The 14,757-nt window shown below is 44.5% G+C and carries 14 protein-coding genes; 9 read left to right on the plus strand and 5 right to left on the minus strand.

The features are described 5' to 3' along the window. Nucleotides 1-289: 289 nt before the first annotated feature. Nucleotides 290-1,276, minus strand: coding sequence for a YafY family protein (locus tag QVO88_RS07560; RefSeq protein WP_022287891.1), 987 nt, complete (start codon nt 1,274-1,276; stop codon nt 290-292). Beyond that, nucleotides 1,273-1,500 carry a DUF896 domain-containing protein gene (locus tag QVO88_RS07565; protein ID WP_022287892.1) on the minus strand — a complete coding sequence of 76 codons (228 nt, stop codon included), beginning with the start codon at nt 1,498-1,500 and terminating at the stop codon, nt 1,273-1,275. The genes QVO88_RS07560 and QVO88_RS07565 overlap by 4 nt, the downstream gene beginning before the upstream one ends. 367 nt (nt 1,501-1,867) lie before the next feature. Between QVO88_RS07565 and QVO88_RS07570 the strand changes: the two genes are divergently transcribed. The 6 genes from QVO88_RS07570 to radA all read left to right on the plus strand — a co-directional run bounded on the left by QVO88_RS07570 (nt 1,868) and on the right by radA (nt 7,336). Beyond that, nucleotides 1,868-2,182, plus strand: coding sequence for a sigma factor-like helix-turn-helix DNA-binding protein (locus QVO88_RS07570; protein ID WP_022287893.1), 315 nt, complete (start codon nt 1,868-1,870; stop codon nt 2,180-2,182). Between the two features lie 14 nt (nt 2,183-2,196). Further along, nucleotides 2,197-3,516, plus strand: a complete 1,320-nt coding sequence (locus QVO88_RS07575) for a PLP-dependent transferase (protein ID WP_288177885.1) — start codon at nt 2,197-2,199, stop codon at nt 3,514-3,516. Between the two features lie 55 nt (nt 3,517-3,571). Continuing rightward, the gene (locus QVO88_RS07580; protein WP_022287895.1) at nt 3,572-3,895 is read left to right on the plus strand and encodes a cyclic-di-AMP receptor; all 324 of its coding nucleotides are present in this window, start codon (nt 3,572-3,574) and stop codon (nt 3,893-3,895) included. Nucleotides 3,896-3,929: 34 nt separating this feature from the next. Continuing rightward, entirely contained in the window at nt 3,930-4,925 is a 996-nt protein-coding gene (locus QVO88_RS07585) for a hypothetical protein (RefSeq protein WP_265290694.1), read from the plus strand. A gap of 41 nt (nt 4,926-4,966) precedes the next feature. After that, nucleotides 4,967-5,830, plus strand: a complete 864-nt coding sequence (locus QVO88_RS07590; protein WP_022287897.1) for a stage 0 sporulation family protein — start codon at nt 4,967-4,969, stop codon at nt 5,828-5,830. A 132-nt stretch (nt 5,831-5,962) separates the two neighbouring features. Beyond that, entirely contained in the window at nt 5,963-7,336 is a 1,374-nt protein-coding gene (radA, locus tag QVO88_RS07595) for a DNA repair protein RadA (RefSeq protein ID WP_022287898.1), read from the plus strand. Between the two features lie 65 nt (nt 7,337-7,401). On the opposite strand, the gene QVO88_RS07600 is transcribed toward radA, so the two are convergent. Further along, the gene (locus QVO88_RS07600; RefSeq protein WP_038673306.1) at nt 7,402-7,968 is read right to left on the minus strand and encodes a GNAT family N-acetyltransferase; all 567 of its coding nucleotides are present in this window, start codon (nt 7,966-7,968) and stop codon (nt 7,402-7,404) included. A 170-nt stretch (nt 7,969-8,138) separates the two neighbouring features. Further along, nucleotides 8,139-9,353: an iron-containing alcohol dehydrogenase gene (locus tag QVO88_RS07605; RefSeq protein WP_022287900.1), complete on the minus strand. Its 1,215-nt coding sequence runs from the start codon at nt 9,351-9,353 to the stop codon at nt 8,139-8,141. 467 nt (nt 9,354-9,820) lie between these two features. Between QVO88_RS07605 and QVO88_RS07610 the strand changes: the two genes are divergently transcribed. The 3 genes from QVO88_RS07610 to QVO88_RS07620 all read left to right on the plus strand — a co-directional run bounded on the left by QVO88_RS07610 (nt 9,821) and on the right by QVO88_RS07620 (nt 13,413). Next, the gene (locus QVO88_RS07610) at nt 9,821-10,444 is read left to right on the plus strand and encodes an ECF transporter S component (RefSeq protein ID WP_022287901.1); all 624 of its coding nucleotides are present in this window, start codon (nt 9,821-9,823) and stop codon (nt 10,442-10,444) included. A gap of 24 nt (nt 10,445-10,468) precedes the next feature. Next, a complete protein-coding gene (locus QVO88_RS07615) occupies nt 10,469-11,236 on the plus strand; it encodes a type III pantothenate kinase (RefSeq protein ID WP_022287902.1) in 768 nt (255 codons plus the stop codon). A gap of 203 nt (nt 11,237-11,439) precedes the next feature. Next, nucleotides 11,440-13,413, plus strand: a complete 1,974-nt coding sequence (locus QVO88_RS07620; protein ID WP_022287903.1) for a CotH kinase family protein — start codon at nt 11,440-11,442, stop codon at nt 13,411-13,413. 63 nt (nt 13,414-13,476) lie between these two features. Here the strand turns inward: QVO88_RS07620 and QVO88_RS07625 are convergent. After that, nucleotides 13,477-14,757, minus strand: a 1,281-nt coding sequence (locus tag QVO88_RS07625; RefSeq protein WP_288177886.1) for a cellulase family glycosylhydrolase, incomplete at its 5' end; no start/stop codon positions are given.

Consider the following 14,757-nt stretch of genomic DNA (forward strand, 5'->3'; position numbering starts at 1 on the left):
CTGTTCGCCCCTACATATAGATATGGCAGTTATTGTCTTATTATAAAAATAGCGCTTTGGGTATCTTCTACTCAAAGCGCCTTTGCTTGTGTAAATATTATAACATATTCACCCCTGTGCTGTCAACTTTTTGCCCACATCTTACGGAAATTTTACATTACCCCTTGACAATATCGAACATATGTGCTACAATCAATAGTGAAGCAGTATATCCAAATAAAAAACGCCTGCCTTTTACAGCAGACGTTCGCCTATTTATATCTCGGCTCTTTTATCCTTGTCCAAATTTTTATTTGTAGCAATCGGCAATATCTGAAATAGCGTCCTTTGCCATTTCCACTGCCCTTTCAGGTCCAAGCACCTTTGCCTGTGAGCCGAACTGGAAAAGCCAGCCCCAGAATGTTGGTGCGACCTGTACCTCCTCATTTATATAGAAGGTATTGTCGGAATTTTTGTGACATATGGTTTTCTCACCAAAACGATCCATTACAACATCTATGAGCTTATTGTCAAACTGCAATTGCAGCGTCATAAGCTCGCCGCCGTACATTCCGTAGATAGTCTGACGATTTGTGACCTCTGTCTTCTCCTCCTCGGAAAGCTCCCTCCTGGGGATATCTGTAACAGTGACCTGAGTCATTCTGTCAACTCTGTAGCGGCATATCTTTTCATGCTTTTCGCAATAGCACACAAGGTAATAGTTGTCATTTTCCCAAACCAGAGAATACGGTGAAACCGTATACACCTCGCCACCGTGGCGAAGCTGTTTGCGTTTTTCAACGGTGTATTCGTAATACTTGAAGTGTATCTCCAAGCCGCTGAAAATGCCCTCTTGTATGCTGTTTATAGCATAGTATATCTGCTCGTTGAAGGTCTTTGTCCTGTTTGACACATAGACCATTCGGCGCAGATCCTTTGCCTTGTGTTCAGATGTAAGTGATTGTATCTTCTTTAACAGCTCCTTCGATTTCTTCTGTGTAAGAAACCTGCTTGAAGCAACTGCATCTGCAAGAACATACAGCTCCTCGTCCTGAAACAGCCTTTGAGCAAGATAATAAGCGTTGGAGTGACCGTCCTTAGTTATCTCAATATCCATTCCGCTGTCGCAGAGGGTCTTGATATCGTCATAGATAGTCTTACGCTCAGCTTTTATGCCATAGTCGCCCAGGATCTCGATAAGCCTGTTTCCTGTAATGGTATGCTTTTCGTCTGTCTTGGTCTCAAAAAGCTTTTTCATGGTCAAAAGCTTCTGTTTCTGTCTGGAAACTCCTGTCACTTTATTTTATCCTCCCCGCTGCGTTTCATATCCGAAACCTTAATTCTTGAGCCGTCCGGCTCAATGATCGTCGTGGCTTCAAGCTGACCTGTCAGGTTAGCTATAACGCTTCTGCGATACTCATTTCTCAAAGCCTCACGCTCAGACTTCTCCTCTGGGGTAAGCTCTCTTTTTCTCGCAATAGCAGTAAGCTCAGACAATCTGTTAAGCTTTACTTTCTCCATAAATTTTTACACTTCTCCTTAAAGCTTCACACTGCCCTGTGTTTTTATTTTTATCCGCAGTATTCGGCTCAAAATAGAACGGGCAGCTTACACAATACCGCCCTTTTCATTCAAAAGATGTTCATATCGGCTTTTTCCTTTATTTATATTTATAAGTCCAACAAAACACCCTCAAACAAATTTGCAGATACATTATAACACATATTTCTTTAAATTGCAATGGTAAAATGCACAAACAGTCCGTTTAATTTCCCACAAATTAAACAAGAATTTTGAAAATTGTGTTTGTCCAAAAATTTGCCCACAATATATAGTGGGTAAAAAAATGGTCAGAAAACATCAAAAAAAAGATAAAGAAAGGATTTTTATGCAGCACACAAAGGTATCATACGAGCTTATACAAAACTATATCTCAAGTCCTCGTGTCACTGAGAAAGATAGTCCCGACCCTGCCTCTGCCATAGAAAACAGGCTCATGCGTGAGATAGTGCGGGAAAATTTGACGAAACGGCAGAAATGTTATATAATAATGTATTATACAAAGGGCATGACAATGCAGGAGATAGCCGACGCAGAGGGAGTTTCAAAATCCACAGTATCCAGGACTATCGGGCTTGCAAGAAAGCGAATATCCTGCGGTATGAAGCCTGCCATGCTCAAAAGCGCACTGAAAGGGAGATAGCATTGGACGCACCTGTGAATAAATTCGTTAGAGAATATGCAAAGTCAGGCATAGCGAGGTTTCATATGCCCGGTCACAAAGGGCAGAAATTTCACGGTCTTGAGGCTCTTGACATCACTGAAATAAAGGGTGCGGACTATCTTTTTGAAGCCGAGGGGATCATCGCACAGAGCGAAGCCAAAATGGCAAAATCCTATGGCAGCAGGCGGACTTTTTACTCTGCCGAGGGGTCGAGCCTTTGCATAAAGGCAATGCTTGGCATAGTATGTCGCAGTGGACAAGGAAAAAAGATAACTGTTGCCGCACCAAGAAACGTCCACAAGGCGTTTATAAACGCCTGTATACTCCTTGACATTGACGTTGAGTGGATATATCCAAAGGGCGAGTTTACGTCTATATGCGCAGGAAGCGTCACTCCCGAGGACGTTGAGGAGGTGCTGTCAAGGACAAAGGCAGATTGCGTTTATGTGACCTCACCTGACTATCTTGGCGATCTCAGCGACATAAAGGGCATGAGCGAGGTTTGCAGAAAATACGGCTTGCCTCTTCTTTGCGACAACGCTCACGGAGCTTATCTGAAGTTTCTCCCAGAAAGCCTGCACCCCATGGACTTGGGGGCTGATATGTGCTGTGACTCTGCTCACAAGACGCTTCCATGCTACACAGGGGGAGCAATGCTTCATATTTCAAATCACGCCCCTGCGAATTATGATGATTGCGCCAAAGAGATAATGTCAATGTTCGGCTCAACAAGCCCCTCCTATCTTATAATGGAGAGCCTTGACCTTTGCGCTGACTATGTGAATGGTGATTTTCCTCGTGACCTTGAACGCACTGTGGAAAGGGTAAAAGTCTGCAAAGATAGGATAACAGCTTTCGGCTGGCATACCATAGGCGAAGAGCCTATGAAGATAACCGTTGCCGCATACAAAAGCGGTATCACAGGTGACGACCTTGCAGACAGGCTGAGGGAATATGGCATCGAGCCTGAATACAGCGACACACAATATGTTGTGCTTATGCCGTCGCCTTTCAACAGCGAGGAGGACTTTTTGAAACTTGAAAAGGCGTTTTCAGAGATAAAACAGCCTAGGATAAGGCTTTTCAGTGACTTACCCGCTATACCCAAAGGGATAAAACGCATGGGTATAAGGCAGGCGGCTTTTTCGGCTCAGCACACCGTAAACGTGGAGGACGCCTGCGGTCTTATATGCGGAATGACCGTCACAAGCTGTCAGCCCTCTGTGCCTGTGGCAGTGAGCGGTGAGGAGATAACACCTCAGGTAATAAAAATTTTGAAAAACTATGGAATTGAACGCATAAATGTGCTATAATATAAGGTGTAGCTAAAAAAGCTATTATTACATCAAAATAACAGGAGGCAAAATCATGAAACTTGTCTATGCTATCGTAAACAGCGATGATACCTACGCTGTAAATAAAGGACTTCTGAAAGCCGGCATAAGAGCCACAAAGCTTTCTTCAACAGGCGGTTTTCTTATGTCAGGAAACACCACCTTTCTTATCTGCTGCCCTGATGAGCAGGTAGACCTTGTTATAGAGGTCTGCAAAAAGTATTCAAAGAAAAGAAAGCAGTTCGTTCCGTCATCAACTATCATGGAGCCTGACGGTGCGGCTTCATATCCTGTTGAGGTGGCTATCGGCGGCGCAACTATTTTCGTTACTGACATCGAGCGTTTCGAGAAAGTCTAAGGGATAGAAAATTTTCAGAAAGGGGTCTGAGGGCTTGATAATATACGGAAACAGCGAGCCTCGCAGGCTCGTATCTGAGATGATAAAAAAGAAACGAGAGCCGCACTCCATAATGATACACGGAGAAAAGGGGCTTGGTAAAAAGACCCTTGCACGCTGGATAGCGGCGGCACTCTTGTGCGAACGTCAGACAGGCGAGCCTTGCGGCATTTGCAGGACGTGCAGAATGATAGCCGACGGAGCTCACCCTGACGTTATGGTGGCAAAGGCAAACAGCAACGGCAACTATATCGTTGACGATTCTATCAGACCTATAGTTGCGGAAGCTCCCGTTGCACCGAACGAGGCGAGAATGAAAGTATACATAATTCCTGACCTTGACTTGTCGGTGAACACTGTTATTCAGGTGCAGAACATTCTGCTTAAAGTCATTGAAGAACCGCCTGAGCATACCGCTATAATACTTACGGCGAGGAGCAAGGAAATTTTTCTGCCTACCATAATCTCACGAGTGCTTTCCCTTGGCATGACCTCTGTCACGGAGGCGGAGAGCATGGAGTGTTTGCAGGAGAAATATCCTGCCGTTGCCCCTGCACTCATAAGCGAAGCTGTTTCAGCAGGGCGTGGAAACATCGGCAGATGTGTCGAGTATCTTGAACACTCCCAGTTTTTTGACAGCGTGAAGCTTGCAAGAGGTCTGTGCGACGCAATGTGCAGTGGAAACGAATATGACGTTTTGAAAACGCTATTTGTGGCAGACGGCAAAAAAACGTTGCTGAGAGAGGGGCTGAGCCTTTTTCAGGAGATACTCCGTGACAGTGCGGCATTCAGGCTCGGGGGAGAAAGCGAAAAGTCTGTGAGCTGTGCGAAAGAGGGTGCAAAGACGCTCAGCAGAAGCCTTTCCTCAGATCAGGCGGTCAGGCTTTACGATATAGTTTCTGACTACATAGGCAGGATAGACGCAAACTGCAACATAAGCCTGACTATAAACAGTCTGGCAGGACAGATATATTCTGTCACAGGAAAGTAGCTGACGGCAAAGCCGTGATATATATTTGAAAGGAAAAAGAGATGTTAAAAATAATCGGAGTACGCTTTAAAAGCGTTGGCAAGATATACTACTTCGACCCAAAAGACTATGACGTGAAAATGGGCGACAAAGTTATCGTTGAGACCGCAAGGGGCGTTGAATGTGGTGAAGTTGCGCTTGTGGACAGGGAAATAGACGAAACAAGATTCACAAACCCCGTAAAAGGCATTATAAGGCTTGCCACCCCTAACGATATGAAAACTATCGAAAAAAACAGACAAAAGGAAAAGGACGCTTTCAAGATATGCGAGCAGAAGATAGCCGCTCACAAGCTGAAAATGAATCTTATCGACGTTGAATGTACTTTTGACAACAACAAGCTTCTTTTCTATTTTACCGCCGAGAGCAGAGTTGACTTTCGTGAGCTTGTAAAAGACCTTGCCGCGGTATTCAGAACGAGGATAGAGCTTCGTCAGATAGGCGTTCGTGACGAGGCAAAAATGCTTGGGGGTCTTGGCATCTGCGGACAGCCTTTCTGCTGTTCAAGATTTTTGGGAGAGTTCCAGCCTGTTTCTATTAAAATGGCTAAGGAGCAGGGCTTGTCACTTAACCCTACAAAGATCTCAGGCACTTGCGGAAGACTTATGTGCTGTTTGAAATACGAGCAGGACAGCTATGAGGATCTTCTCAAGCACACACCAAAGGTGGGCGCTATCGTAAAAACGGCTGAGGGCAGAGGCGTTGTTGAGGAAGTAAATCTGCTCACAGGCAAGCTGAGAGTTAAAATGGATAAGAACGACAATGTTGTTGTGGTAAAGAAAGACGATATTGAGGTAATAAAGGATTCTGTTATAAGGCTCGACCGTGACGAGATAAAGGCTCTCAAGGGGCTTGAGGGCAAGTAATTTCAGCGCTTTGCACGAGCGATCACCGCAACATAAACGGGCTGTCGGGGGCGCCAGCCCCTACACAAAATCGGCGCAGCATTTTTATATATCAGCAAATCATCAGATAAATATGCAGAAAGGAACGTCCATATGGCAAAGGTGAAAACTTCGTATGTGTGCAGTCAATGCGGATATGAAACTTCAAAATGGAACGGCAAATGCCCTAACTGCGGCGAATGGAACACCTTTGAGGAGGTCGAGCTTGCGGTCAGGTCGGGCGGTGCAAAGTCTAAGCCCACGACTGTCAGGGATATTTCCGACAAGATAGTTGGCATAGACGACGTTGACGCAAGCTACAACGAGATACGTTATGCAACGGGGCTGAAAGAGCTTGACAGAGTGCTTGGGGGAGGGCTTGTGAAAGGCTCTCTGGTGCTTCTGGGCGGTGAACCGGGCATAGGAAAATCCACAATGCTTTTGCAGATATGTCAGTATTTAGGACAAGACCACACCATACTTTATGTATCGGGAGAGGAGTCTGTACGGCAGATAAAGCTTCGTGCAAACAGGCTTCATGTTGATTCTGAAAATCTGTATCTTCTTGCAGACAATGACTGCGAGCAGATATGCTCTGTGATAGTAAAAGAAAAGCCTGAGATAGTCATAATCGACTCTATCCAGACCATGAACATAAGCGGGATATCCTCTGCGCAGGGGTCTGTGACGCAGGTAAGAGAATGTACAAATATGTTCATGCGCACAGCAAAGTCGGAAGAGATACCAATGTTCATAGTAGGTCACGTCAACAAGGACGGTGCTATCGCAGGACCAAAGGTCATGGAACACATTGTTGACTGCGTGCTGTATTTTGAGGGTCAGCGAAATCTCACCTACAGGATACTGCGAGCCATAAAAAACCGTTTTGGCTCAACAAATGAGATAGGTATGTTTGAAATGGCTGACAGCGGTCTGCTGGAAGTTGAAAATCCCTCTATGATGTTTTTGGAGGGCAGACCGACAGACGCTTCGGGAACTTGCGTTGCCTGCATAATGGAGGGCACAAGACCTGTTATGGCGGAAGTTCAGGCACTTGTGTGCAAGAGCGTGCTTGCCTCCCCAAGACGTACTGCCACGGGCTTTGACTACTACAGAATGGCGATAATAATAGCTGTGCTTGAAAAGCGGCTTGGCTATTTTTTCGGTGGGCTGGACGTTTACATCAACATTGTAGGCGGATTAAAGCTTGATGACACTGCGGCTGACCTATCGGTGGCGTTGGCGCTTTATTCGGGGCTGACGGACAAGGTAATAAGCGACAAGCTTATCGCCCTTGGCGAGATAGGCTTAGGCGGAGAGCTCAGGAGCATTTCCCACTGTGAACAGCGCCTTGCGGAGTGCGAACGAATGGGCTTTGAAACTTGTATCGTTCCTGCACATTCGCTGAAAAGCGTTGACACAAGCAAGTTTTCAATGAAAATAATCGGTGTGCGCTCAATAAGAGAGGCGTTCAAAGCTATAGGCTGATAAGCTAATACAGAACAACACAAAACGGACGGAAGACCAATTCTTCCGCCCGTTATTTTTCTGTCTTATGTAGAAGCCGCACGCTCTCCCATAATATCGCTTCTGAGAAGCCCATAGATATTGAAGTCTGTATAGATGTTCACAAACTTTGCCTGACGCTTTGTTCCCTCACAGGTAAAGCCGCATTTTTCCATTACTCTGTTTGAAGCCACGTTCACCGTCATGACCTCAGCTTCAAGCCTTTGAACGCCTGTTTCCTCAAAGCAAAATCTGATCACACGCCTGAGAGCTTCGGTGACAAAACCCATGTTCTGATACGCCGCCGAGATACGATAGCCTATCATTGCCTGTCTGTCATTCTCGATATTGAACAGATTTACCTCCCCTGCCAACCTATGATTTTTCTTTAGCTCTATCCCCCAGCTTATATGATCCTTTTTGCCGTTGTTAAGAGTGCGTCCGAAAAAAAGCGACGGCTCTCTTTCCTGCCTTGTCATGTTTCTGCCCCAATATTTGTAAAGGTTCTCGTCAGCCATATAGGTTTTCATATCCTCTGCGTCAGTAGCGGTCTTCGCCCTGAGTATGAGTCTTTCTGTTTCCAGCACAGGAAAATGAGAAAAATAATAGTCCATATCCTGCAAAATAAACACTCTCCCCTGCTTATATAATAAAAATTCCCAAGTCTACTAAAATTATAACATAAAGCCTAGCAAAAATCAAGCGTTTTTAAGCGAAATACACAAAAAAGCAGAAAACGCCCCGAAACAAGTTCGGGACGCTCTCTGTTCTATAATCTGGAGAATTAGAAATCAACTTCTGTATCGTAGTAGCAGCACTTGAGGAGCTTTTCCATTTCTTCCTGTGAAGGCTGACGTGGGTTAGAACCTGTGCAAGCGTCTGCGATAGCGTTCTTAGCGATCTCAGGGAGTCTCTCAAGGAATACGTTCTCAGGAACGAATCCCTGCTCACATGGATAGCTGTCTGTACCATAGTTCTTGATGCAGTGAGGAATGTTGAGCTTATCATTCATGCCTCTTACATACTCGATGAGGAGCTTTACCTTCTCGTCATCGTTTGAACCGCCCAGGTGCATATAATCAGCGATAACGCCATATCTCTTCTTAGCTGTTTCGTCCTTAGCATTGAATGCGATTACCTTTGGCAGATACATTGCATTAGCTGCGCCGTGGATAATGTGTGCGCCATAGTCAGCGAAAGCTGCGCCTGTCTTATGAGCCATTGAGTGAACGATACCAAGCAGAGCGTTTGAGAATGCCATACCTGCAAGACACTGAGCGTCGTGCATTCTGTCTCTTGCACCCATATCACCGTTGTAAGAATCAATGAGATCCTTCTGGATCATTTCGATAGCGTGGATAGCAAGCGGATCTGTATATGCACAGTTTGCTGTTGAAACATAAGCTTCGATAGCGTGTGTCAGAGCGTCCATACCTGTATGAGCTGTCAGCTTCTGTGGCATTGTTTCTGCAAGGTCAGGGTCAACGATAGCTACATCTGGTGTGATCTCAAAGTCAGCGATAGGATACTTGATACCCTTGTCATAATCTGTGATGATAGAGAATGCTGTTACCTCAGTAGCTGTGCCTGATGTTGAAGAAATTGCGCAGAAGTGTGCTTTCTTTCTCAGCTCAGGGATACCGAATACCTTACACATATCTTCAAATGTGCAGTCAGGATACTCATACTTGATCCACATAGCCTTTGCAGCGTCGATAGGTGAGCCGCCGCCCATTGCTACGATCCAATCAGGCTCAAATTCGAGCATGACCTTTGCACCGTTCATAACTGTTGTTACAGAAGGGTCTGGCTCTACGCCCTCAAGAAGCTTAACTTCCATACCGGCCTCTTTCAGATAAGCTTCTGCCTTCTGGAGAAAACCATTTCTCTTCATTGAGCCGCCGCCGACTACGATGATAGCTTTCTTACCTTTCAGTGTTTTCAGGTTCTCCAATGCTCCCTTGCCGTGATAAAGGTCTCTTGGTAATGTAAATCTCATTTCTAATTCCTCCTATATGTAATGTAATAATGTGTTCAAAGAGGTTTGTGTAAATCTCACACAAATTCTCTCTTTGCTTGACTTTAATTATACAAAATGTCAATGAACTATTCTAACATAATCTATGAATATTCTATTAATTATTAACTTTTACATAGCATATATAAGTATGTGCATACAGCTAAATGTACATATGAATGTGTAAAACAGGTGAAAAAAATATCACAATTACATGAAAAATCACGATTTTGTTTGCACTATATGGAATTTTGCAGTGCTTATTTCGTTTTCTTTTGTTAATAAATTATACATTTATGAGTGTAGAGATATTCCTGTTTATGAAGATAAAAAAATTCATAAAAAATTTGCTTAAGCTATGGAAATATGCGAAAAAATGTGATATAATATACTAGTATTGTATTGTATCCTCCCACGATGGAGGAATAATAACAAGGAGGAAATTTAATATGAAAACAAAGGTCAACACAAAATCATTGGTGATACTGGGATTGATGACAGCTCTCACAATGATCTTCTCGTTCACTCCTATCGGTTCTATACCTATCGGACCGCTGGTAATTACTCTCAACGTAATTCCTATTGCCATAGCGGCTGTAACGGTAGGCCCTGTGGGAAGTGCAGTCATTGGAGGAGTTTTCGGACTGCTCAGCTTTTTGCAGTGCTTCGGAATAGGCGTGCCAAGCGGAATGGGAGCAGCACTTGTTGCGATCGATCCGGTCCTGGCTTTCGTTCAGCGATTTGTACCAAGACTTCTTGACGGCATTATCGTAGGATTTATTGCAAAAGGCATGAGCAAGGTAACAAACAATTATGTTTCATATGCTGTTACGGGCTTTTTTACTGCGTTTTTGAACACTGCGTTCTTTATGAGTGCGCTTGTTTTGCTTTTCGGCAACACCGATTATGTAAAAGAGCTTATGGGCGGAAAGAATATCATAGTATTCATCTGCACCTTTGTAGGCATAAACGCTCTGGTCGAAATGGCTGTATGTACATTTGTTACAGGTACAGTGGGTGCTGCACTTTATAAGGCAAGGTTCATACCTAACAAAAACAAAGCGCAGGCATAAATTCACCGAAAGGATAACATACAAATGGTTTTAGCGGTCGATATAGGAAACACTAACATAGTAATGGGCTGTTTTGAAAGCGACAGGATACTTTTTGTTGAAAGACTTTCTACAAATCAGCAGTCCACGGCACTTGAATATGCCATAATGCTCAAGAACATTCTTGAGATACATTCTATAGATATGTCAGATTTCAGGGGCGGTATAATCTCGTCCGTTGTGCCTTCTGTTACGCTTACTATGAAAGAGGCTATGGAGAGGCTCATCAAAAAGCGCATCATGGTGGTAGGACCCGGAATAAAGACGGGGCTTAAGATAAATCTCGACAATCCCGCACAGCTTGGAAGCGACAGAGTTGCAGACGCAGTTGCGGCGATAAACCTCTACCCTGTGCCTATCATAATGATAGATATGGGCACTGCTACTACCATATCAGTAATAGACAAGGAAAAGAATTTCATAGGCGGAATGATAATACCGGGACTTAGAACTTCCCTCGACTCGCTTTCGGGCAAGGCTTCACAGCTTCCTTTCATCAGTCTTGTACCGCCTAAAAAGGTCATAGGCACTAATACTATCGACTGTATGAAGAGCGGTATAATCCATAGCAACGCTGCAAGCATTGACGGCGTTATAGAGAGGATAGAAAACGAGCTTGGTGAAAAATGCACTGTGGTTTCCACAGGCGGTGTGGCAAAGATAATAGTTCCTTACTGCAAGCGTGACATAGTCATTGACGATGAGCTTCTGCTCAAAGGGCTTATGATAATCTACAATAAAAACAAACAATAATTTAAAATACAATACACAAAGCGTCGGGTAGTTTATCCGACGCTTTTTTATGTCGCTTTTTATATCCATAATAGACAAACAAACAGGCTTCAAACAGTTGCAAATGCCGAAAATGGAGCGTTTCTATTGCTTCCAGGACTTTGTTATGGTACAATCATATGTGCAAAGTAAAACGTTTACATAAAACAGAAAGCAGGAAATATATGAACGCAAGAAAAATACTATGCCTTATGGCCGCAGTGCTTATGCTGTCAGGCTGTTCAAAGGGTGTGGACGGTTCACAGGCTTCATCAAAAGCGGCTGAAAGCTCCGGCAAAGCGGACAGCAGTGTTTCAGACTATGATAATACCACCACCGAGCCTGAAACAGACAAGCCTGAGTTTGACCTCAATGACAGCGTGATAGGATTTTCGCAGGAAAGCGGCTTTTATGACAGCGGTTTCAGCCTTGAGCTTACCGCAAACGAGGGTGAGAAGATATACTACACCACTGACGGCACAGACCCTAGGACCTCTGCCACGAGAGAAGAATACACTGCCCCTATCGAGATAAAAGACAGGAGCAATGACCCTAATGTGGTTTCAGCCGTGCCGACAGAAATGATATCGGGAAATTTCAATGAGTTCAGCTTTGGCGAGGGGGATTTCTGGTGCAACAAAAAAGCACCTTCTGACAATGCGGTGGACAAATGCACTGTTATAAGAGCATCAAGCGAAAAAAGCGACGGAAGCGTTTCACAAAGCTTCTCAGGCAGCTTTTACATAGGAAGCGCAGATGAGCATATAAAAGGACTTAAAGAAAGCTGTGAAGCGGCAGGGCATGACCTTGCGGTAATGAATATCACGATGGACTACGCTGACCTTTTTGACAGTAAGATCGGCATTTACGTCAAGGGAGATATTTTCAACAAGGCACTTGAGGACTATAAGGCCAGCGGAGAAAGCATAGAAAACGAAACTGCAAGACAGCTTGACGCAAACTACAAACAGCGTGGCAAGGAATGGGAACGTGATTGTCACATCGAGCTTAACGAGATTTCAGCCGAGGGAAATGTGACGAACGCTTTGTCACAGGATTGCGGCATAAGGATACAGGGAAACTATTCACGCTCCGACCTGCAAAAGGGATTCAGGCTTTACGCCAGAAAGAAATATGGTGAAAAGAAGTTTAATTATGAGGTCTTTGAGGGGCTGAAAAACGCATCTGATGAAACTATCGACAGCTTTAAGACGCTTACTCTCCGTGCAGGTGGAAATTGTGCTTTTACAGCAAAATTCAATGACACCTATTGGCAGAGTCTTATGACAGAGCTTGACGGCTCAACAAAGGCTTCACGTCCATGCGTTGTTTATCTGAATGGCGAATACTGGGGACTTTATGTGCTGGAAGAGGACTATTCCGACAATTATTTTGAAAGCCACTATGGTGTGAACAAAGACGATGTGGTGGTCTACAAAGGCGACGCAGAAACCTATCAGAGCGGCTACAAGCTTGACGAGGGCAAGCTTCCGGAGGGAGAAACAGACGAGGGATATTTCTTCAAGGAGCTTACAGATTTCTTCGCTTCTCACAAAGACTTATCCGCACAGACGGATTATGAGGAGTTCTCAAAGCTTGTTGACACCGACAGTGTGAGAGATTATTTTCTTGCAGAGGTTTGGATAAACAACAAGTGGGATTGGCCGGGCAAAAACTGGTCAATGTGGAAGGTGCAGAACACAGACAGTTCCAACGAATATGCAGACGGCAAATGGCGTTTCATGTTCTATGACGTTGAGTTCGGCGGAGTGAGCGGTGAAGGCGACGCATGGACGAACACAATGAAAGAGGATAACTACAAGCCAAAGGGACTGCTTGACACGGACACGAAAAATCCTGCGGTTCTGAGTTTTGCTTATCTTATGTCAAATGAAGATTTCAGGAACGATTTCAATGACAGGCTTTTAAAGATGTCTGAGGGTACGTTTGAAAAAGAAAAGGCACTTGATAGGCTCGCAGAATTTGAGAGCATATATTCCCCTCTTTATGAGCAGTTCTTTGCAAGATACCCAGAAACAGGCTCAGCTGATGAGGCTCTTCATGGGGATTACGCCTCTTCTGACTGCATAAGGACATTCATTAACAAGCGTGATAAGTCTATCCAAAGTATTGTGGACTGGACTAATTCGCAGTTCTGATATTTCACAAACCAAAACGGCAGAACAGCTTGATGCTGAACTGCCGTTTTTATATTGCTTATTTTATGCCGCAGGAGCGTATGTGAATGTTATTTCGAGAGTGTTTATCTTTCCTGCATAGTCAAGTATTGTTGGAGAAGCCTTTGAAAGGTCACCGCCTGCTATTCTTGAATCCTCAGGCGGTGTGGATACCCACTGATTTACAAGGTTCACTCTTGTGCAAAGCTGGTCGTCAGATGTGGTGTAGCCCTCCGCTATGGTTTCAACAGCTTCGCCGTTTATCTTTATCTCGTCAATAGTTGCGATATAGTTCGGATAAAGCTTCTCACCGTTTGCGATACCCAGAGCCGAGAATGCAATGCCGTTGGCGTTGTTTGATGACATATCAAGGCTTACTGTGTAAGTTCCCTCACCGTCTATAACTGCGTTTTCTGCGATAACTCCGTCGCTCTTTGAAACCGGATCATATTCGTCACCAACGCTGTAGCATACGGAAAAATCTGCACTCTGATACATTATCCATGCCACCGCTGTGTTCTCGTCAGCCTGCGGTGCGGTATCATCTGTTAGCTTTTCAGGTGCAGCCGCAAGGGTTTCATCAAGCTTCTTTACAGCAGCGGCTCTTTCCTCCTCCACTGTCATCGAGGACTGGTTATCACGGCGTCTTTCATCAAATATCTTTGCCACAGTTTCATCACGCATTTTAAGTTCTGAACGTGAGAAGAAATCACTGCAATCCCAAAGGAATGGTGCAAAGCCGTAGGCGTCACAGTTGTCAAGGAGGTTGTCAATAAACTTGTCAGTGCCTTTCTTTAGGTCACCGCCGTTTGTAAGCACTGCATACTCGCCTATTATTATGCCATAGCCCTGCTCGGAATACTTTGTCATGTTCTTGAAAAGTCTGTTCTGCTCCTCATAGTCTGTCTTTGTTCCCCAATCTGAGCGACCCTTTGTTCCGCAATAATCCCAAGGGGTATAATAATGAACAGAAAGCAGGAGCTTATCCTTTGCGGTATCAGTTGGCATTTGGAACTTGTTTGAGCAGGTCATTGTGATATCGGTATTGTAGCCTGCGATAAGAAGAAAACGCTGTTCGTTGTTTCCGCCTGTTGCACGGACAGTGTCAACAAAGGTCTGATTTATCTTGTTGGCCATTTCATAGCACTCGGCTTTTGAAAGCGAGCCTGAGTTTTTGCACACGTCTGTGTCATTGAGTCTGTCACCAAGCTCTTCGTTTGCACCCTCAAATATAAGTCTGTCGGAGTATTTTTTATATCTGTTCGCTATCTGCGTCCACATGGACTTATACATTTCAAACGCCTTGTCAACGTCGCTCTGCTCGGA

This window comes from Ruminococcus sp. CAG:57 (assembly GCF_000435935.1).
GTDB classification, from domain to species: Bacteria; Bacillota; Clostridia; order Oscillospirales; family Ruminococcaceae; genus Hominimerdicola; species Hominimerdicola aceti.